Here is a 20,793-nt window from a genome sequence, read left to right on the forward strand (position 1 = left end):
ACCCGCGGGGTTCCGCGCCGCGGCGACCGGCCGAGCACCGGATCGACTGCGCTGTGCACGGGCGACCCGAACCGCCGACGGCACCGGATCCGGATGATGTGACGTACGGTGGAAAACATCACAGGAACGAACACCAACGGGCGAGGGGCGAGATGGCGACGAACCGCACGGTCGACGGCGAGCAGCGCCGCGCCGCGATCATGGCGGCGATCGAGGCCGAGGGGTCCGCGCGCCTCGCCGAGCTGGCCGCGGAACTCGACGTCTCGGAGATGACGGTGCGCCGCGACCTCGACGACCTCGAGCTCGCGGGTCAGCTGCGGCGCGTGCGCGGCGGCGCCGTCGCCGTCGAGCGGCCGCGCGACTTCGGCGAGCGCCGCGCCCGCCGGCCCCGCGCGAAGCAGGTGATCGCGCGGAAGGCGCTCGAACTGCTACCGACATCCGGGGCCGTCGCGTTCGACGCCTCCAGCACGGTCGGCACGCTCGCCGCACACCTGGACGCGCGGCCGAAGCTGTCGATCGTCACGAACTCCGTCGACAACTACGCGACCCTGCGCCAGAGCCACGCCGGGCGGGCCGTGCTGACGGGCGGCGAACCGGAGCCGTCGACGGGGAGCCTCGTCGGGCCCATCGCCTGCCGCGGCGCGGAATCGATGCTCTACCAGGCGTTCGTGCACTCGTCGAGCGGGTTCGACGCCGAGCTCGGCACGAGCGAGACCTCGCTCGACGAGAGCGAGGTCAAGCAGGTCTTCGCACGGCGCAGCTCGCGCGTGCTGCTCCTGATCGACTCCGCCAAGCTCGGCGGCCGCTCCGTCGCCGCGGCGTTCGAGGCGGCGCAGATCGACACCCTCGTCACGGAGCTCGACCCCGACGACGCCCGCCTCGACCCGTTCCGCGCGCTCGTCGACATCCGGTAGCCCCGCCGACGGTCCCGCCCAGGTGCCGCCGCCCCGCTCAGGTGCCGCCAGAAGTGGGTCTGCCCGCCGCACACCCACAATCGGGCACACGTGAGGGGTCCACCCGGGCGCCCTCACACTCAGACCGCCCTCTTGCACATCGCGTTAGTTCTTGTAAGAATCAACACAATCGAACAGGGAGCATCATGAGCGAAGCATCGACCAACCCCGCCGTCGCCGATCTGATCGCGCGCAGCAACCGGCTCGGGTCCGACCCGAAGAACACGAACTACGCGGGCGGCAACACGTCGGCGAAGGGCACCGAGACGGACCCCGTCACGGGCGAGCCCGTCGAGCTGATGTGGGTGAAGGGCTCGGGCGGCGACCTCGGCACGCTGCAGGAGAAGGGCCTCGCGGTGCTCCGCCTCGACCGAATGCGCGCGCTCGTCGACGTCTACCCCGGCATCGACCGCGAGGACGAGATGGTCGCCGCGTTCGACTACTGCCTGCACGGCAAGGGCGGCGCCGCCCCCTCGATCGACACCGCCATGCACGGCCTCGTCGACGCCGCGCACGTCGACCACCTGCACCCCGACAGCGGCATCGCCATTGCGACCGCCGCCGACGGCGAGGAGCTCACGAAGAAGATCTTCGGCGACAAGGTCGTGTGGGTGCCGTGGCGCCGCCCCGGCTTCCAGCTGGGCCTCGACATCAGCGAGATCAAGAAGGCCAACCCGCAGGCGATCGGCACGGTCCTCGGCGGCCACGGCATCACCGCGTGGGGCGAGACGAGCGAGGAGAGCGAGAAGAACTCGCTCTGGATCATCGACACCGCCGCGAAGTACATCGCCGAGAACGGCAGGGCTGAGCCCTTCGGCGGCGTCCGCGCCGGCTACGAGGCCCTCCCCGAGGCCGAGCGCCGCGCCAAGGCCGCCGCGCTGGCCGCGACGATCCGCGGCATCGCGTCGCAGGACGCCCCGATGGTCGGCCACTTCACCGACGCCGAGGTCGTCACCGACTTCCTCGCGAGCGAGAAGGCCCCCGCCCTGGCCGAGCTCGGCACGAGCTGCCCCGACCACTTCCTGCGCACGAAGGTCAAGCCGCTCGTCCTCGACCTGCCGGCCGACGCGTCGATCGACGACTCGATCGCCCGCCTCAAGGAGCTGCACGAGCAGTACCGCGCCGACTACGCCGCCTACTACGACGCGTACGCGACCGACGACAGCCCCGCTATGCGCGGCGCCGACCCGCTCATCGTGCTCATCCCCGGCGTCGGCATGTTCAGCTACGGCAAGAACAAGCAGACCGCCCGCGTCGCCGGCGAGTTCTACGTCAACGCGATCAACGTGATGCGCGGCGCCGAGGCGCTCTCGACCTACGCGCCCATCTCCGACGAGGAGAAGTTCCGGATCGAGTACTGGGCGCTCGAAGAGGCCAAGCTGCAGCGCATGCCGAAGCCGAAGAGCCACGCCGGTCGCATCGCGTTCGTGACGGGCGCCGCATCCGGCATCGGCAAGGCCATCGCGACTCGTCTCGCGAAGGAGGGTGCCTGCGTCATCATCGCCGACCTCGACCTCGCCAAGGCGCAGGCCGCCGCGGCGGAGCTCGGCAGCACCGACGTCGCGATCGGCGTCGCGGCCAACGTCGCCGACGAGGCGGCCGTGCAGGCCGCCCTGAACGAGGCCGTGCTCGCCTTCGGCGGCGTCGACCTCGTCGTCAACAACGCCGGCCTGTCGCTGTCGAAGCCGTTGCTCGAGACCACCGAGAAGGACTGGGACCTGCAGCACGACGTGATGGCGAAGGGCTCGTTCCTCGTCTCGAAGGCCGCCGCGAAGGTGCTCATCGACCAGGGCCTCGGCGGCGACATCATCTACATCTCGTCGAAGAACTCGGTCTTCGCCGGCCCGAACAACATCGCCTATTCGGCGACGAAGGCCGACCAGGCCCACCAGGTGCGCCTGCTGGCCGTCGAGCTCGGCGAGCACGGCGTGCGCGTGAACGGCATCAACCCCGACGGCGTCGTGCGCGGCTCGGGCATCTTCTCGTCCGGCTGGGGCGCGAACCGCGCCGCGACCTACGGCGTCAAGGAAGAGGACCTCGGCCAGTTCTACGCGAACCGCACGATCCTCAAGCGCGAGGTCGTTCCCGAGAACGTCGCCGACGCCGTGTACGTGCTGACGGGCCCGGAGCTCAGCCGCACGACCGGCCTGCACATCCCGGTCGACTCGGGCGTCGCGCAGGCGTTCGTCCGGTAGCCGGTGTCCGAACGGTCGGGGCGCCCGGCCGCTCGGACACGACCGATCAGGGCGCGTCGCCGAGCCCGAGCCCGCCGCACCGGGCTGAGCCGCACCGGGCAGCGCGACGCCCCTCCTCCCGGCGGCGGCCGACGACCCCGCGTCTCGGCCGCTGCCCCCTTCTTCTCCCCTAAGGTGCACTCATGACTTCAGGTTCCGTCGCCGCCGTCGACCTCGGCGCCACCAGCGGCCGCGTGATCGTCGGCCGCTTCGAGGGCGGTCAGATCCGGATGGACACCGTCGGCCGCTTCCCGAACGACCCGCTGACGACGCCCACGGGCATGCAGTGGGACCTGTTCTCCCTCTACCGCGGCGCCCTCGCGGGCCTGCGCGAGGCGTTCCGCGGCGCCGACGACATCGCCTCGATCGGCGTCGACTCGTGGGCCGTCGACTACGCGCTGATGCGCGGCGACCGGATGCTCGGCACGCCCATGCACTACCGCGACGGGCGCACTGCCCGGGGCGTCGAGGCCGTGCACGCCGTCGCGCCCTTCGAGGCGCTGTACCGGCGCAACGGCCTGCAGTTCCTGCCCTTCAACACGCTCTACCAGCTCGCCTGCGAGCGCGAGGACGGCCTGCTCGACGCAGCAGACGCGATGCTTCTGATCCCGGATCTGTTCGGGTGGCTGCTCACGGGCGAGAAGGTCGCGGAGGCGACGAACGCCTCGACGACCGGCCTGCTCGACGTCACGACGAAGCGGTGGGACGTCGAGCTCGCGGCGCGGCTCGGCGTGCCGGAGCGCATCCTGCCGCGCCTCGTACAGCCCGGCGACACCGTCGGGCAACTGCTGCCGCACGTCGCGGCGGAGCTCGGTGGATCGGCGCCCGTCGTCGCCGTCGGCTCGCACGACACGGCCTCGGCCGTGGCGGCCGTGCCGATGAGGGCCGACCGCGCCGCCTACATCTCGTGCGGCACGTGGGGCCTCGTCGGCGTCGAGACCGAGAGCCCCGTGCTCACGGACGCCGCCCGAGAGGCGAACTTCACGAACGAGGGCGGCGTCGACGGCCGCACCCGGTTCCTGCACAACGTGATGGGCCTCTGGATCCTGAGCGAGACCATCCGGGAGTGGGAGCGCGAGGAGGGCGAGAAGATCGACCTGCCGGCGCTCCTGGCCGAGGCTGCCCGCGTCGACGGCCCGGTGGGCGTCTTCGACGCGAACGACCCGGTCTTCATGCCCGCCGGCGGCATGCCCGGCCGGATCACGGCGTGGCTGGGCGAGCGCGGCCTGCCCGTGCCGCAGACCAAGCCGGAGTTCGCCCGCGCGATCGTCGAGAGCCTCGCCGAGGCGTTCGCGGGCGCCGTGCGCACGGCGAGCGAGCTCAGCGGCATCGACGTCGAGACGATCCACATCGTCGGCGGCGGCTCGCTCAACGAGCTGCTCTGCCAGCTCACCGCCGACCGCTCGGGGATCGCCGTCGAGGCGGGCCCCGTCGAGGCGACCGCCGTCGGAAACCTGCTGGTGCAGGCCCGCGCCGCCGGCATCGTCTCGGGCGGCCTCGACGAGCTCCGCGCCGTCGTCGCCGCGACGTTCGAGCCGCGGCGGTACGCGCCTCGAGCGTAGGCCGAGTACCCGCGACGGCGGGCCATGCCCGAAGCGAATTTGTGCCGTTGTCGGCGTCAGAGGCACCGAGCGTCGACAACGGCACAAATCCTCCCGCGCCGGGCGGCGGCCCACCTGCCTCCGAGCGTCACGCCGGAACGACGTCGACGACCGCGTGCTTGAACTCGGGCATCGCGCTCATCGGGTCTGTCTCGGCCGGCGTCAGCAGGTTCGCGCTCTCGCCGCCGGGGAAGTGGAACGGCAGGAACACCGTGTCGTACCGGATGTCGGATGACAGCTTCGCCGTCGCCTCCACCTCGCCGCGGTGGTTGCGCACGCGGACTCGCGCGCCGTCGGCGATGCCTCGGTCGGCCGCCGCCGAGGGGTGGAGCTGCGCCGTCAGCCCGGCGTCGGTCGCCGCCAGTTCCGGCACCCTGCGTGTCTGCGTGCCCGACTGGTATTGGCCGAGGAGGCGGCCCGTGACGAGGTGGAGCTCCCCGCCGCGGGGAACGGCGCGGCCGGGGGCCTCACGCCTCTCGGGATCGGGGTTCGCGCGCGCGCCCTCGCCGGCCTCCGTCCGCGCCTCCGCGCCGCCTGGGCTGGCACCAGCCCTTCCCCGCTCGCCGCTCGCGCCCCCGCGGCGCCGCACGGGTCGCCCCGAGGCCGCGTCGCCCGCCGACGGGCGAACGGCCACCATCCGGGCCCGGCCGTCTTCGTGGGCGAAGCGGTCGAGGAAGACGCGCGGGGTTCCGGATGAGCCGGCCGGGTAGGGCCAGTACGCCTCGGCCCCGGCGTCGAGGAGCTCGTGCGAGATGCCGGAGTAGTCGCTGATGCCGCCCGCGCTCGCGCGGCCGAGCTCGTCGAACACCTCGGCGGGGTCGAGCGACCACTCGCCGGGGGCATCGAGGCGCTGCGCCAGCTCGCGCATCATCCACAGCTCGCTGCGCGCCCCCTCGGGCGCCGCGACGGCGCGGCGGCGCCGGATGATGCGCCCCTCGAGGTTCGTCATCGTGCCCTCTTCCTCGGCCCATTGCAGGACGGGCAGCACGACGTCGGCGAGCTCCGCCGTCTCGGAGCGGAAGAAGTCGCTGACGACAAGCAGCTCCAGCCGGCCCAGCGCCTCGCGCACGCGCGCGACGTCGGGGCCGGAGATCGCGGGGTTCGATCCGTGCACCATCAGCATCCGGACGCCGCCGGGCCGCCCCGCCGACTCCAGCAGCTCGACGGCGGGCACGCCCGGCCCGGGGATGTCCTCGGGCGACACACCCCAGACGCCCGCGACGTGTGCCCGCGCGGCGGGGTCGACGATCTTGCGGTAGCCGGGCAGCTGGTCGCACTTCTGGCCGTGCTCGCGCCCGCCCTGGCCGTTGCCCTGCCCCGTCAGCGTGCCGTAGCCCGAGCCGGGGCGACCTGGCAGGCCGAGCAGCAGCGCCAGGTTGATCGCGGCCGTGGCGGTGTCGGTGCCGTCGGCGTGCTGCTCGACGCCGCGGCCGGTGAGCACGTACGCGCTCCGGGCGGCGGCCATCCGGCGCGCGATGTCCCGGATGACCTGCGCGGGCACGCCCGTCGCCTGCGCCGTGCGCTCCGGCCACCACGGCGCGACCGAGCGCTTCACGGCCTCGAAGCCGGCCGTGCGCTCGGCGAGGTACTCGCGGTCGTGCAGGTTCTCGGCGATCACGACGTGCGCGATGCCGAGCAGCAGCGCCATGTCGGCGCCCGGCACGGCCTGCGCGTGCACGCCGGCGCCGTCGGCCGTGAGCTTCGCGGTCGTCGAGCGCCGCGGGTCGACGACGATGAGCCCGCCGCGGCCGCGCGCGCCCTGCAGGTGCTGCACGAACGGCGGCATGGTGTCGCCGACGTTCGAGCCGAGCATCAGGATCGCCTCGGCCGTGTCGAGGTCGGCGAGCGGGAACGGCAACCCCCGGTCGAGGCCGAACGCACGGTTCGACGCGGCGGCGGCCGACGACATGCAGAACCGCCCGTTGTAGTCGATGCGGCTCGTGCCGAGCCCGACGCGGGCGAACTTGCCCAGTTGGTAGGCCTTCTCGTTCGTGAGCCCGCCGCCGCCGAAGATACCGACCGCGTCGGGGCCGCTCTCCTCCTGAATGCCGCGCACGCGCTCCGCGATGAGGTCGAGCGCGGCCTCCCAGGTCGCCTCGGCCAGCTCGCCGGCATCGTTCCGGATGAGCGGTGCCGTCAGACGATCGGGCCGGCGCAGCAGCTCGGCCGAGGTCCAGCCCTTGCGGCAGAGCCCGCCGCGGTTCGTCGGGAAGTCGCGCCCGGCGACCTCGGCGCCGTCGCCCGCGGGCGTCAGCGTCATGGCGCACTGCAGCGCGCAGTACGGGCAGTGGGTGTCGGCGGCGGTCATGCGGTGCGCTCCGCTCGGTTGTCATCGGTCAGGCCGGGCGTGCCGCAGTCGGCCGCGACCCGTGCGAGCGCGCGATGGCGGCGGACAAGTGGGAGGGCGCTCGATCCTCGGGGTGCGGAGAACTGCGCCATGCCCACTCGTGCCGGACCGGCACTCGGGGCAACGGCGCGGAAGGCGGGCAGGAAGCCGCGGGCGCGGCGGGTTCCCGCGCGCGTCATGGCGGCACGGGGGAGCGCGATGCTCACCCCAGCGGGGCACGCGATGGTCCGCGCGGCGGCGCGACTCACGCGGCGGCCCCCGCGTAGTCAGCGAGCATCTCCTCGATGCGGGAGCGGCAGCCGCCGCATCCGGTGCCGGCGCGCGTCTCGGCTCCGACCTCGGCGACGGTCGAGCAGCCGCCCGCGACGGCCTCGTCGATCCGGCCGACCGTGACGGCGTTGCAGACGCACACGGTCGCGTCGGGCCCGCTCGCGGGGGCGGGTTCGTCGGCCGCGTCGAGGCGGAGCAGCAGCGAGCGGTCGCTCGGCAGCTCGCCGCGGCGCTGGTGCAGCACGCTCAGCTCGGCGGCGGCGCGCGGCAGGCCGATCGCGACGAACGCCTCGAGCACGCCGTCGCGCGTCGACATCGCGAGGTAGGTGCCGTGCTGGGGGTCGGCCCAGGCGGCGATCTCGCTCGGCGGTTCGCCGTGCGCGACGGGCGCGAACGGGTCGGGCACGACGCCGCCCGCCTGCACGAGGTCGATGCTGCGCGACTTGAGCATCACGATCCCCGCGGAGTCGTCGGCGGCCGCCAGGTCGTCGGCGATCTCGTCGGCGGCACCGGCGATGGCCGCCGCCTCGCGCGCGAGGTCGCGGGCGAGCTGCTCGGCCTGGCGCCATCCGGGGCCCACGAGCCCCGAAGGCCCGCCCGGCACGTCCTTCTCGTGCGCGTACCGCTCGGCGTCGGCCACGTGCGCCACATCGCCGATCGCGAAGATCGCGGGGTCGCTCCACGAGCGCAGCCGGTCGTCGACGAGCACGCCGCGCGCGGCCCGCAGGCCGGCTTCGGCCGCGAGCGCGGTGCGGGGGCGCACCCCGCACGAGAGCACGAGCAGGTCGGCGTCGATGCGCTTGCCGTCGCCCGAGACGAGGGCGGCGAAGCGGCGGCGGCCGCCGACCTCGCGGGTGATGATCGCCTCCGCACGCGTGTGCGGCACGACGTCGACGCCCGCCTCGGCGAGCGCGCCGACGAGCACGTGGGCCGAGCCGCGGTCGAGCTGGCGCGGCATCGGTGCGGGGCCGAAGTGCGCGAGCTGCACGCCCGCGCCGGCGTCGGCGATCAGCAGCGCGAGCTCGATGCCGAGCACGCCGGCGCCGAGCACCGCGACGCGGCCGCCCGACGCGATGACGTCGCGCGCGCGTTCCGCGTCGCCGACCGTGCGCATGGCGCAGACGCCGTCGGTGAGCACGGCCTCGCGGCCGGGGCCCGCCTCGGCGACCTCGAGGCCGTCGAGGCGGGGAACCGTCGCGTCGGCGCCGGTCGCGAGCACGAGGCGGTCGTACGGGATGCGGTCTGCCGCGGGCACCGAATCCGCCTCGCCGCGCGGCCACGAACCGGTCTCGCCTCCCGGCAGCGCGGATCCCGCGGTGGCAGCGCCGATCGCGGAGGAGCCTTGCGGCTCCCGTGCGCCCGGCGCCGCGCTGCCGTTCGTGGACGAGCCGGTCCCGGCATCCGAAGCCGGCTCGAGCACGACCTCTCGCGCGTCGCGGTCGATCCGCGCCGCCGCGCGCCCGCGCAGAACGCGCACCCCGCGGGCCTCGAGCTCGGCCGTGTCGGCGATCACGAGTTCATCGCGCGCGATCGACCCCGCTGCGTACTCCGCGACCATGATGCGGTTGTACGGTTCGCAATCCTCCGCGCCGATCACGGTGAGCGCGACGTCGCCGGCTTCGATCGCCGGGAGCAGCTCCTCGGCGAATCGCACGCCGACCGGCCCGAACCCGACGAGCACGACGCGCAGCGGCCCGCCGCCCGCGATCTCGTTGTTCTGCTCCGACATCCGCACTTCTTCCTCACTTCCGGGGGCGCACGCCTCGCCGACGTGCGACCCCTCTGCCCCGCTCGCACCGATTCCGGTGCCGGCCGCGGCACCCGCACGGGCCCCGGCGCTGTCATTCCCGCCCGCGACGGCGCCCGTCCCGACGCGGTACGCGTCACCCGGAGCCGCCGCACCGGCGCCGGCGTACTCGCCGACGCCGGTGGTCGAGCGCTGCGTCATACGATCCGTCCGGCCAACGACGCCCGCGGCACGAGGTACACGGCCGCGGTGAGCGCGCCGAGCGCGGCGTACGCGGCGGCGAAGCCCCAGAACGCGGCGGTGTAGCCGCCCGTCGCCTGCTGCGAGAAGTTCAGCACCTGCGGGACGAAGAAGCCGCCGTAGGCGCCGAGCGCCGAGATCAGGCCGAGGGCCGCCGCGCCCTTGCGCTGCGCCCCGACGGCGTGCTCCTCGCCCGCCGTCGCCGCGCCGCGGGCGGCGAAGATCGCCGGGATCATCCGGTACGTCGCCCCGTTGCCGACGCCCGTCGCGCAGAACAGCACGAGGAAGCAGCCGAGGAACGACCAGAAGCTGCCGGACGGCAGGATCAGGATGAGCGTGACGGTCGCCGCGATCATCGCGCCGAACGAGATCACGGCCATCCGGGCACCGCCGAAGCGGTCGGCGAGCTTGCCGCCGTAGGGGCGGGTGAGCGAGCCGACGAGCGCGCCCGTGAACGCGAGCGTCACCGACGCGCCGCCGATCTGGAAGGTCGAGAACTCGGGGAACTGGTCGGCGATGAGCTTCGGGAAGACGCCGGCGAAGCCGATGAACGAGCCGAAGGTGCCGATGTAGAGCAGCGCCATGATCCACAGGTGCGGCTCGCGGAGGGCAGCGGCGGCGCCCGCGAAGTCGCTCTTGGCCGTCGAGAGGTTGTCCATGAACTTCCACGCGCCCCACATGGCGAGCAGGATGAACGGCACCCACATCCAGCCGGCGAGTTCGATGCGCAGCGTGCTGGCCGCGCCGATCGTGACGACGATCGGCACCAGGAACTGGGCGATGGCCGCGCCGATGTTGCCGCCGGCCGCGTTCAGGCCGAGCGCGTAGCCCTTCTCGCGCTGCGGGAAGAAGAACGTGATGTTCGCCATCGAGCTGGCGAAGTTGCCGCCGCCGAGGCCGCCGAGCGCGGCGACGAGGAGGAGGACGGGGTACGGCGTGTCCGGGTACTGCACCACGATGCCGAGCCCGATCGCGGGGATCAGCAGCAGGCCGGCCGAGATGATCGTCCAGTTGCGGCCGCCGAAGCGCGCAACGGCGAACGTGTACGGGAAGCGCAGGGTTGCGCCCACGAGGCTGGCCACCGAGATCAGCCAGAACTGCTCGGTCGAGGTGAGGTCGAAGCCGGCGGCGGGGAGCATGACGACCGTGATGCTCCACAGCTGCCAGACGACGAAACCGAGGAACTCGGCGAAGACGCTCCAGGCGAGGTTGCGGCGGGCGATCGCGCGCCCCTCGGCCTCCCACTGGGCGGTGTCCTCGGCGTTCCAGCCGTCGATCCAGCGGCCGGGCCGGAACGTCAGGGCCGACGCGGATGTCGTGCGGGCCGTGGTTGTCATGGCACCTCCCGTGTGTCTCGTGCTCCCGACGCTACGGACGCGGTGTTTCGGCACGGCTCCCGCTTCGTTTCGGGCTCGTGAAGCCGGGCGTGGGGCGCGACGCTGACTCAATGCACGAGTTCGCCCCCGCCGGGTCTGCGACATGAATCTGCGCCGTTGTCGACGAAAGAGGGCGGCATACCCCGACAACGGCACAAATCCGTGGGACAGCGAACAGGCACCGGATGCCCGCCCTACGTCGCGCGCGCCCACCGCTCGTCGCGGATTCGCGCCGTTGTCGACCTCAGACGCCGCATACCCCGACGACGGCACGAATTCGCGCCCCGTGGCCGGCACCGGCGCGCCCCGTCACGCCGCGGCGGATGCCTCGTGCACGGCGGGCATCAGCAGCTCGGCGCGGGCGACATCGCCGAGCACGATCACGGCGGGGTTGCGCACCTCGGCGCGGAGCGCGTCGCCCGCCGCCGCGCGGAGCGTCGAGTGCACGGTGCGCTGCTCGTCGCTGAAGCCGCGCTCGACGAACGCGACGGGCAAGTCATCCGGGGCGCCCGCGGCGAGCGCGTCGGCGGCGAAGCCGGCGAACGCCGCGACGCCCATGAGCATCACCGTCGTGACCGTGCGGTCCTTGAGCGCCGCGAGCGTCGCGCCCGTCATGCCCGTCGGGCCGCACACGAGGTGCACGCTCGAGGCGGTGCCGCGGTGCGTGACGGGGATGCCGGCCGACGCGGGCACCGACACGGCGCTCGTCACGCCGGGAACGACCTCGACGTGCACGCCGGCGCGCAGGCACGCCGTGACCTCCTCGCCGCCGCGGCCGTAGACGAACGGGTCGCCGCCCTTGAGCCGCACGACGCGGCGCCCGGCGAGCGCGTGCTCGACGATGATGCCGTTGATCTCGTCCTGCGTCCGGATGTGGTGGCCGGGCGCCTTGCCCACGTGGATGACCTCGACATCCGGATCGAGCTCGTCGAGCACCGCCGTCGCGCCGAGGCGGTCGGCGACGACGACATCGGCTTCGGCGATGAGGCGCCGTGCGCGCAGCGTCATGAGGTCGACGGGGCCGGGGCCGCCGCCGACGAGGGCGACGCGGCCCGGCGCACCCGCGCGCACGCGGCGCAGTGGGGCGGCGCCCGATTCGAGCATCTCCCGGATCGCGGCGTGGACGCGGGCCGTGCGCCGCGGGTCGACGCCGGCGTCGCTGACGACGCCCACCATCACGTCTCCCGCGCGCGACGACGCCGTCATCCGGGCCGTGCCGTGCGCGCCGTCAGACGCGTTGACGCAGAGCGTCGCGCGCGACTCGCACCACGCCGCCACGCGCGCGTCGATCGCGGGGTCGCCCGTGGCCGTGTGCACGAGCCACGACCCGTCGACATCGGCCTCCTCGACACCGCGGCGATGCCACGTCACGCCGTGGTCGGCGACGAGCTGGGCCGCCTCGGCGCACAGCTCGGGGGCGACCACGACGGGCGCCGCGCCGTCGTCGATCAGGCGCCGCAGCCTTCGGGCCGAGACGGGTCCGCCGCCGGCCAGCAGCACGCGCCGCCCGTTCAGCTCCACTCCCAGCATCGTCGTCATCGCGCCGCTCCGTCCCTCGTCCGCACATCGCCCGTGCCGAAGTGACGGGAACAGACCCGGATGCGCCGACCAGCTATCGTCGTCATCGCGCACCCGCCTTCATCATCACGTCGTCCTCGTCGAGCACCACGGGGTACACCGTGACGCCGCCCTCGTCGCCGACGAGCAGCATCGGGCGGCCCGCCGACTCGACCCCGAGCATCGTCGTCATCGCGCGCCCGCCTTCACGAGCACGTCCTCGCCGTCGAGCGAGACGGGGTAGACCCGGATGCCCCGCTCCTCGCCGCCCTGCGTGCGCAGCACCGTGCCGGTGACCAGGTCCCATGCCTGCTTGTGCAGAGGCGAGATGACCGTCGGTGTCTCGGTGCCGTCGGCGAAGGTCGAGGAGCCGACGATGCCGCGCGAGAGCACCTGCGCGCCGCTGTACGGGTCGAGGTTCTGCGTCGCGCGCACCCTGCCGTCCGCCAGCAGGAACAGCGCGATCTGCTCCTCGCCGATGAGGGCGGCTCGGCCGCGCTCCGGCGTCAGGTCGCCCAGCGAGCAGACGCGCACCCAGCCGCGGTCCTCGCGCCTCATCGCCGCACCTCCAGCGTCGTGCCGGCGATCATGACCGATCCCGATTCGCGTTCCTCCTCCGTCGCCGGCCGCACCTGGCCGCGCTCCGCCACGTAGGCGAGCGACGGGTCCGGCGCCTCCGGGGCGTTCACGAACGACTGGAAGCGCTTCAGCTTCTCCGGGTCCTTCAGCGTCGCGGCCCACTCGTCCTCGTAACCCTCGACGTGGCGCGCCATGGCCGCGTCGAGGTCGCCCGCGATGCCGAGCGAGTCATCGAGGATGACGGCGCGCAGCCCGTCCATGCCGCCCTCGAGGTCGGCGACCCACGGCGCCGTGCGCTGCAGGCGGTCGGCCGTGCGGATGTAGTACATGAAGAAGCGGTCGATCGCCCGGATGAGGCCTTCGTCGTCGAGGCCCTCGACGAGGAGCTCGGCGTGGCGGGGCGTGAAGCCGCCGTTGCCGCCGACGTACATGTTCCAGCCCTTCTCGGTGGCGATCACGCCGACGTCCTTGCCGCGGGCCTCGGCGCACTCGCGGGCGCATCCGGAGACGCCGACCTTCAGCTTGTGCGGCGAGCGCAGGCCGCGGTAGCGCAGCTCGAGCCGGATGGCCATGCCCACGGCGTCCAGAACGCCGAAGCGGCACCAGGTCGAGCCGACGCACGACTTCACGGTGCGCAGCGATTTGCCGTAGGCCTGGCCCGACTCGAAGCCGGCCTCCACGAGGCGGCCCCAGATCAGGGGCAGCTGCTCGAGGCGGGCGCCGAACATGTCGATGCGCTGGCCGCCCGTCAGCTTCGTGTACAGGCCGAAGTCGCGCGCGATCTCGCCGATCACGATGAGTCCCTCTGGTGTCACCTCGCCGCCGGGCATGCGGGGAACGACCGAGTACGAGCCGTCCTTCTGCATGTTCGCCATGACGTGGTCGTTGGTGTCCTGCAGCGCCGCGCTCTCGCCCGCGAGCACGTGCTCGCCGACGAGGCCGTGCAGGATGCTCGCGACGGTCGGCTTGCAGATCTCGCAGCCCCGCCCGCGGCCGAAGCGCTCGATCACGGTGCTGAACGTCGACAGGCCCGACACCGCGACGGCGTCGTAGAGCTCCCGGCGCGAGAGGTCGAAGTGCTCGCACATCGCGGTGCTGACCTGCTTGCCCATCATCGTGAGCTGGCGGCCGACGATCTTGCCGACCGTCGCGATGCAGCTGCCGCACGTGGCGCCGGCCTTGGTGCAGTCCTTCACGGCCGCCGCGTCCTCGCATCCGTCGTCGACGACTGCCGACCGGATGGTGCCCGCCGTGACCGACGAGCAGGAGCAGACGATGGCCTCGTCCGGAAGGTCGGTCGTCGGCCGCTCGGCGCCGGGCGCCGCCAGGAAGGCGGCCGGGTCGGCGCCGAGCGGCCCGCCGACGAGCGGGCGGAGCGCGCCGTAGTCGGCGGCGTCGCCGACGAGGATGCCGCCGAGGAGCGTCTCGGCGTTGTCGCTGAGCACGAGCTTCTTGTAGACGCCGCCGACGGGATCGGAGTAGACGACGTCGAGCGCGCCCGGCGTCGTGCCGATCGCATCGCCGAAGCTGGCGACGTCGACGCCCGAGAGCTTCAGCTTCGTCGACTCGTCGAAGCCGTCGAACGCGGCGTCGCCGCCGAGCATGCGGTCGAGGGCGACCTCTGCCATCTGGTAGCCGGGCGCGACCAGCCCGACGGTGCGGCCGTCGAACGCCGCCACCTCGCCGATCGCGTAGATGTTCGGGTCGCTCGTGCGGCAGCCGTCGTCGATCACGGCGCCGCCGCGCGGGTTGCATTCCAGGCCGGCCTCGCGGGCGAGCGCGTCGTCGGGGCGCACGCCGACCGTGAAGACGACCACGTCGGCCGCGTGGCGCGAGCCGTCGGTGAGCTCGTACCCGCCGACGGCGCCCGTCGCATCCGGATCGATACTCGTCGTGCGCGAGCCGGTGCGCACGGCGATGCCGCGCTCCTCGATGAGCCGGCCGAGCACCTCGCCCGCACCGCGGTCGAGCTGCGCCGACATGAGGTGCGTGCCGGAGTGGATGACCTCGGTGGAGACGTCGAGCCCCTGCAGGGCGCCCGCCGCCTCGAGGCCGAGCAGCCCGCCGCCGACGACGCGGCCGACGAGCGGCCGGCCCAATTGGGCGGAACGGCTCCGGATGAACGCCGTGAGCGCCTCCAGGTCGTCGATCGTGCGGTAGACGAAGGTGCCTGGCAGGTGCGCGCCGTCGATCGCGGGCCGCGCCGCGTACGAGCCGGTCGCGAGCACGAGCGTGTCGTAGTCGAACGTGCGCCCCGACTCGGTGCGAGCGCGGCGGGCGCGCTTGTCGACCTCGGTGACGCGCTCGCCCGTGACGAGCTCGACCCTCGGGTCGTCGAACGGCCCGCGGTCGAGCGTCAGGTCGTCGGGCGTCGAGCCGGAGAAGAACGCCGTGAGGCCGACCCTGTCGTACGGGGAGCGGCGCTCCTCACCGACGACGGTGATCCGCCACGCGTCGCCCGACCGCGCGAGCGCGCCCTCCACGAAGCGGTGCGCGACCATGCCGCCGCCCACCACCAGGACCCTGTGCTGCGCCTGCTCGCCGCTCATCCGAACCTCCTGCGTTCCTTCGTGCCTTCACGCTAGGGAGGACGTGTTTCCGCGAGGGTGCCCGGATTGTTTCGTGCAGGGAACAGATCGGGCGCCGCCGATGCATGCGGAGTCGGTCGGCGCGCGAGCCGCGCCGGTTCGCGGGGCGCGGCCGGAACCCGCTCGATGCGCCGCGCGCTTCCGGCCGAGGCTCAGGCGGGCCCACCCGTTCGGCGTCCACCTCTGGCGCGGGAATCCGCACGGCCGAGCATCAGTGCGGTCGCGGTCTCGCACGCGGCGCTGCGCCGGGGGCCCGGCCGCGCACCTCAGCCGCGGACGAGGAGCGCCTCGCGGTAGCGCTGCACCGCGATGTCGACGACGCGCGGGTCGGTGCCGACCGGATCCGTGACGGCGTCGGCACCGGAATCGGCGATCAGGTTCGCGAAGTGACCCGGCGCGAGCACGTAGCTGGCGATCGTGACCCGCTCCGCCCCCGCTGCGCGGGCCTCGGCGACGGCCTCGGCGACGCGGGGCGTCGCGCCATAGGCGTAGCCGACCGTGACGGGCAGCGGCAGCCGTTCGGCGAGGGCGGCCTGCACCGCGCGCACCCGTTCCGCGGCCTCGGGGCGGGACGAGCCGGCGGCGGCGAGGACGACGGCGTCCGTCGGCCCGCACCGGCGCACGCGCTGCGACAGGATGTCGGCGAGGAACGGATGCGGCCCGAGTGTGCCGGCCACATCGACGTCGTCGCGCAGGCCGGCCGCCCTGCCGATATCGACGCTCGTGTGGAACCCGGGCGACAACAGCAGCGGAACGATCACGGCCGGCCCGTCGAAGCCCCGGATGACGTCGTCGATCTTCGGCTCCTGAACGTCGACGAACGCCTCGTGGAGCTTGACGTCGAGGGCCGTCGCGGTGCGGCGGGCGATCGTGCGGATCACGCGCCTGCCCTGCGTCGAATCCGTTCCGTGCGAGCAGCACACCAGCGCGGGCGCGGTCATGGGTTCCTCCGTCTGACGTCGAACGGGTTTCACGCTAGCCCCGCCATGTTTCCGACGCCTAACCGGCGACGTTTCCACTGTGTGACGCGCGCCTTGGTCACTGGTGCATGCCACCGACGGCATACGTGTGGTCTGCGGGAGCTCGGCGGTTGGTGCAGGGCCCGCCTCGCCGCCCCGCTCTGCGGCGCGTTCCGCCGACCACCAGCGGGTAGCGTTGAGGCAACAACCGCACGGGAGGAGAGCGCCAGGTGGCCGAGTACGAACGCGACGACGCGCAGCACGACGACGGCACGCCCGGCACCCCGAACGGCGCTGCGCGGCACGCCGCGCCCGGGGGCGATGGCGCACATCGCGACGACGCGGCCCGCGGCGATGAGGCGAACCCTCCGACGGGGACCCACGCGATCCCCACCTCGACGGGCCTCATCGGCGTGCCCACCGGCTCGATCTACGTGCCCGAGCGCGTGCGCGAGGCGTCCGCCGAGACCGCCCACGTGCATCCGGGCGATCGCCTCTCCCCCGCGCGCCGGCTCGCCTACGTCCTGCTCCTGGGCGCGCTCACGGCGCTCGGGCCCTTCACGGTAGACCTGTACCTGCCGGCGTTCCCGATGCTCCAGGACGACTTCGGCGCCACCGAGAGCGCCGTGCAGCTCACCCTCACGGGCACGATGGTCGGCTTCGCGGTCGGGCAGCTGATCGTCGGGCCCCTCAGCGACGTCGTCGGCCGCAGGACCCCTCTGCTGATCGCCACGACGCTGCACGTCATCGCGAGCACGTGCGCGATCTTCGCGCCCAACCTCGCCGTCCTGGGCGTCGCCCGCGTGCTGATGGGCATCGGCGCGGCCGGCGGCGCGGTCGTCGCGATGGCGATGGTGCGCGACTTGTTCGCGGGGCGCCGCCTCGTGACCATGCTCGCCCAGCTCGCGCTCGTCACGGGCGTCGCGCCCGTGATCGCGCCCCTGATCGGCTCCGGCCTGCTCGAGGTCATGCCCTGGCAGGGAATCTTCGTCGTGCTCGCCTGCTACGGCGCGCTCATCCTGGCCTGCGCACTGTTCGCTCTGCCGGAGACGCGGCCGAAGACCGACAGGGCGACGGCGGAGACCACCTCCATCCGGCATCGCTACCGCATCGTGTTCAGCGATCGCGTCTATGTCGGCGTGCTGATCATCGGCGCGATGACGTTCTCCGGCCTGTTCTCGTACCTGTCGAGCTCGTCGTTCCTGTTCCAGGAGACGTACGGGCTGACGACGATCCAGTACGGCGCGGTCTTCGCGGTCAACTCGATCGGCCTCGTGATCGGCAACCAGATCGCGGCGCGGCTCGCGGCGCGCTTCGGCCCGCAGTGGGTGCTCGCGTTCTCGACGTCGATCCTGCTCGTCGCGGCCGCCGCCATCCCCGTCTGCGCCGCCCTCGTCGAGGGCCCGTGGGGCGTCATCGTGCCGCTGTTCTTCTTCATGAGCGCGTGCGGCTTCACGTTCCCGTGCGCCCAGGTGCTCGCGCTCGACCGGCATCCGGATGCCGCGGGCACCGCCGCGAGCGTGCTGGGCGCCGCCAACAACGGCGTCGCGGGCCTCGTCTCGCCGCTCGTCGGCGTCATCGCGATCTGGACGGGCGGGATCACGCCGCTGTCGATGGCCTCGATCATGATCGCCTGCTCGGTCGTCGGCATCCTTTCGCTCTGGCTGATCGTGCGCCCGCGCACGCTCGGCCAGCTCGCGCCGTAGGCGGAACCGCAGCGCGCCATCGGCCCGCTGAACACAACGCAGTCGTTCCGAGGCGGCACCGCACGCAGATCCGCGGAATCGCCGGGCACCCGACCCAGACCGCACGAACATCGACTGCGTTGTGTTCAACGCCGACCGCGGGGCGGCCGAGCCGCAGCAGCGGCAGCCCGCATCCGCCCGCCGAACACCGTGCAGTCGCCGCGCCCCCGCAGGCTTCGGCGGCCGATCTCGGAGCGGAGCGACCACCCCGCTCCACCCGACCCGCCCCGCAGGTTCCGGCACGATCTTTCGCGCGAAGCGCGGAAGATCGCAGTGCCGAAGCCGAGGACTCCGAATAGAACAGCGGGATTCCGCCGCCCCTCAGGCGGAAGAATCCCGGTCCAACACGATCCTCAATTGCTCCACGCCCCAACTCAGCTCGGAGGCCCGGATGGTGAGGGGCGGCGCAAGCCGCACGGTCTGGCCGTGCGTGTCCTTCGCGAGCACGCCGCGGCCCAACAGGGCCTCGGTGATCTCGCGGCCCGTTCCGGCCGCGGGGTCGATGTCGACCCCCGCCCACAGGCCGACGCGGCGGAAGCCCGTGATGCCGCGGCCCACGAGCGGCTCGAGCAGGGACTCGAGGTGGTCGCCGAGCATCCCGGCGCGCTCGACGATCTCGCCGCCCTGCAGCAGTTGGACGACGCGCAGGCCGACGGCCGAGGCGAGCGGGTTGCCGCCGAAGGTCGAGCCGTGCTCGCCCGGGCGCAGCACCCCGAGCACCGCCTCGTCGCCGACGACGGCGGAGACCGGCACGATGCCGCCGCCGAGCGCCTTGCCGAGGAGGTACAAGTCGGGGACGACGCCCTCGCGGTCGCACGCGAACGTCGTGCCGGTGCGGCCGAGCCCCGACTGGATCTCGTCGGCGACGAACAGCACGTTCTGCTCGCTCGTGATCTCGCGCACGCGGCGCAGGTAGCCGTCGGGCGGCACGACGACGCCGGCCTCGCCCTGGATCGGCTCGATCAGCACCGCGACGGTCGTCTCGTCGATCGCCGCGGCGATCGCGTCGGCGTCGCCGAACGGCACCGAGACGAAGCCGGGCGCGAACGGCCCGAAGTCGCCGCGCGCCTCCTCGTCGTCGCTGAAGCCGACGATCGTCGAGGTGCGGCCGTGGAAGTTGCCGTGCGCGACGACGATCGTCGCGGCATCCGGGGCCACGCCCTTCACGCGGTACCCCCACGCCCTGGCGACCTTGATGCCGGTCTCGACGGCCTCGGCACCGGTGTTCATCGGCAGCACGAGGTCTTTGCCGCACAGCTCGGCGAGCGCCGCGGCGAACGGCTCGAGCTGGTCGGAGCGGAACGCGCGGCTCGTGAGCGTCGCGCGCGAGAGCTGCTCGGTCGCGGCCGCCACGAGATCCGGATGCCGGTGGCCGAAGTTCAGCGCCGAGTAGCCCGCGAGCATGTCGAGGTACCGGCGGCCGTCGACGTCGGTCGCCCAGACGCCTTCGGCCTCGGCGATCGTGACGTCGAGCGGCGCGTAGTTACGGGCGACGTGGGGTTCAGCGGTCATGGTTCACTTCCTCAGCTCGAGGGTGCAGCACTTGATGCCGCCGCCGCCCAGCAGCAGCTCGGACAGGTCGACGGGCTCCGGCTCGTAGCCGCGCTCGCGCAGCTGCCGCTGGAAGCCCTCGGCGCGCGGCGAGCAGAACACGTGCAGGCCGTCGCTCGAGGCGTTCAGCCCGAACGCGTCGCCATCGGCGTCGGCGACCCGGATCGCGTCGGGGAAGCGTCGTTCGAGCTCGGCCCTGCTGGCGTCGTCGAACGCGCCGGGCAGGTACGCGATCGTCGCCCGCTCACCCGGCGCCACGACGGGGTCGAGCACCGTGAGCGCCGTGTCGAGGTGGTAGAAGCGCGGGTCCGTCAGCGTCAGCGAGACGACCTCGCGGCCGAACACCTCGGCCAGCTCGGCATGGCTGTCACCGGATGACCGGAAGCCGCGGCCCGCGAGGATCACGTCGCCGGCGAGCAGGAAGTCGCCCTCGCCCTCGTTCGTGAGCTCGGGCATCCGGGTGTCGAAGCCCTGCGAGCGGAACCATGCGGCGAACAGCTCCTCCTCGCCGCGGCGCTCGGCGAAGCGGAACTTCGGCACGTAGGCGATGCCGTCGAGCACGAAGCCGCCGTTGGCCGTGTAGACCATGTCGGGGAGGCCCTGGCCCGGTTCGATCAGCTCGACCTCGTGACCGAGTTCGATGTACGTGTCGTACAGCGCGCGCCACTGGCGCACCGCGAGCGACGTGTCGGTCGGCTCGTCGGGGTGCATCCACGGGTTGATCGAGTACGAGACCGTGAACTGGCTCGGCTCGCACATCAGGAAGCGACGCTTCGACATCGTGCGCTGCGGCGCCTCTGCCTCGGTGGTCGCGGTGGGTTCGGTGAGCTGCGGGGACATGGCGCTCCTCGTCGTGAAACGGATGGCGGACGCTGTCCTGGGGCCCGCCGGAGCAACCTAACGCCTACGCACGAGCACGCCAGAGCCATTGTGGCACGCGGATGTCGCGAGCCGGCTGAGGCGCGGGGAAGCCGAGGCGCGGCGGCCCGTGCCCCGACGCCCTCGCCACGAGAGCGATCATCACCCGAATGGGCGCCCCAGGGGGC

14 protein-coding genes are annotated in these 20,793 nt (G+C 73.1%); 4 read left to right on the forward strand and 10 right to left on the reverse strand.

From position 1 onward, the window contains the following. Positions 1–152: 152 nt before the first annotated feature. The 3 genes from C0010_RS03960 to C0010_RS03970 all read left to right on the forward strand — a co-directional run bounded on the left by C0010_RS03960 (position 153) and on the right by C0010_RS03970 (position 4,749). The gene (locus tag C0010_RS03960; RefSeq protein ID WP_105565765.1) at positions 153–914 is read left to right on the forward strand and encodes a DeoR/GlpR family DNA-binding transcription regulator; all 762 of its coding nucleotides are present in this window, start codon (positions 153–155) and stop codon (positions 912–914) included. A gap of 185 nt (positions 915–1,099) precedes the next feature. After that, positions 1,100–3,148 carry a bifunctional aldolase/short-chain dehydrogenase gene (locus C0010_RS03965; RefSeq protein ID WP_105565766.1) on the forward strand — a complete coding sequence of 683 codons (2,049 nt, stop codon included), beginning with the start codon at positions 1,100–1,102 and terminating at the stop codon, positions 3,146–3,148. Between the two features lie 182 nt (positions 3,149–3,330). Then, positions 3,331–4,749, forward strand: coding sequence for a rhamnulokinase (locus C0010_RS03970; protein ID WP_105565767.1), 1,419 nt, complete (start codon positions 3,331–3,333; stop codon positions 4,747–4,749). Between the two features lie 127 nt (positions 4,750–4,876). Here C0010_RS03970 and C0010_RS03975 read toward each other — a convergent pair whose 3' ends face one another. From C0010_RS03975 to C0010_RS04005, 8 genes are all read right to left on the reverse strand, one after another. After that, on the reverse strand, positions 4,877–7,096 hold the full coding sequence (locus C0010_RS03975; protein WP_105565768.1) for a molybdopterin oxidoreductase family protein: 2,220 nt from the start codon (positions 7,094–7,096) through the stop codon (positions 4,877–4,879). A gap of 283 nt (positions 7,097–7,379) precedes the next feature. Beyond that, positions 7,380–9,353: an FAD-dependent oxidoreductase gene (locus tag C0010_RS03980; protein ID WP_105565769.1), complete on the reverse strand. Its 1,974-nt coding sequence runs from the start codon at positions 9,351–9,353 to the stop codon at positions 7,380–7,382. Next, positions 9,350–10,729 carry an MFS transporter gene (locus C0010_RS03985; protein ID WP_105565770.1) on the reverse strand — a complete coding sequence of 460 codons (1,380 nt, stop codon included), beginning with the start codon at positions 10,727–10,729 and terminating at the stop codon, positions 9,350–9,352. The genes C0010_RS03980 and C0010_RS03985 overlap by 4 nt, the downstream gene beginning before the upstream one ends. A gap of 348 nt (positions 10,730–11,077) precedes the next feature. Then, positions 11,078–12,307, reverse strand: coding sequence for a uroporphyrinogen-III C-methyltransferase (gene cobA / locus C0010_RS03990; protein WP_105565771.1), 1,230 nt, complete (start codon positions 12,305–12,307; stop codon positions 11,078–11,080). An 82-nt stretch (positions 12,308–12,389) separates the two neighbouring features. Continuing rightward, a complete protein-coding gene (locus C0010_RS15360) occupies positions 12,390–12,518 on the reverse strand; it encodes a hypothetical protein (RefSeq protein ID WP_267893844.1) in 129 nt (42 codons plus the stop codon). After that, positions 12,515–12,883, reverse strand: a complete 369-nt coding sequence (gene nirD / locus C0010_RS03995; protein WP_105565772.1) for a nitrite reductase small subunit NirD — start codon at positions 12,881–12,883, stop codon at positions 12,515–12,517. Before nirD ends, C0010_RS15360 begins: the two co-directional genes overlap by 4 nt. Further along, positions 12,880–15,453 carry a nitrite reductase large subunit NirB gene (nirB, locus tag C0010_RS04000; RefSeq protein ID WP_105565773.1) on the reverse strand — a complete coding sequence of 858 codons (2,574 nt, stop codon included), beginning with the start codon at positions 15,451–15,453 and terminating at the stop codon, positions 12,880–12,882. Before nirB ends, nirD begins: the two co-directional genes overlap by 4 nt. Before the next feature lie 305 nt (positions 15,454–15,758). Further along, positions 15,759–16,433: a sirohydrochlorin chelatase gene (locus C0010_RS04005; protein WP_105565774.1), complete on the reverse strand. Its 675-nt coding sequence runs from the start codon at positions 16,431–16,433 to the stop codon at positions 15,759–15,761. 425 nt (positions 16,434–16,858) lie between these two features. Here C0010_RS04005 and C0010_RS04010 point away from each other — a divergent pair, with 425 nt between their 5' ends. Beyond that, positions 16,859–18,157: a multidrug effflux MFS transporter gene (locus tag C0010_RS04010; RefSeq protein WP_408631067.1), complete on the forward strand. Its 1,299-nt coding sequence runs from the start codon at positions 16,859–16,861 to the stop codon at positions 18,155–18,157. Between the two features lie 360 nt (positions 18,158–18,517). Here the strand turns inward: C0010_RS04010 and rocD are convergent, their stop codons facing one another. Next, complete coding sequence (gene rocD / locus C0010_RS04015) at positions 18,518–19,708, reverse strand: ornithine--oxo-acid transaminase (RefSeq protein WP_105565776.1); 1,191 nt, start codon at positions 19,706–19,708, stop codon at positions 18,518–18,520. A gap of 3 nt (positions 19,709–19,711) precedes the next feature. Further along, positions 19,712–20,587, reverse strand: a complete 876-nt coding sequence (gene ddaH / locus C0010_RS04020) for a dimethylargininase (RefSeq protein ID WP_105565777.1) — start codon at positions 20,585–20,587, stop codon at positions 19,712–19,714. Positions 20,588–20,793 lie beyond the last annotated feature (206 nt).

This window comes from Microbacterium halophytorum (genome assembly GCF_002970975.1).
Classification (GTDB): Bacteria; Actinomycetota; Actinomycetes; order Actinomycetales; family Microbacteriaceae; genus Microbacterium; species Microbacterium halophytorum.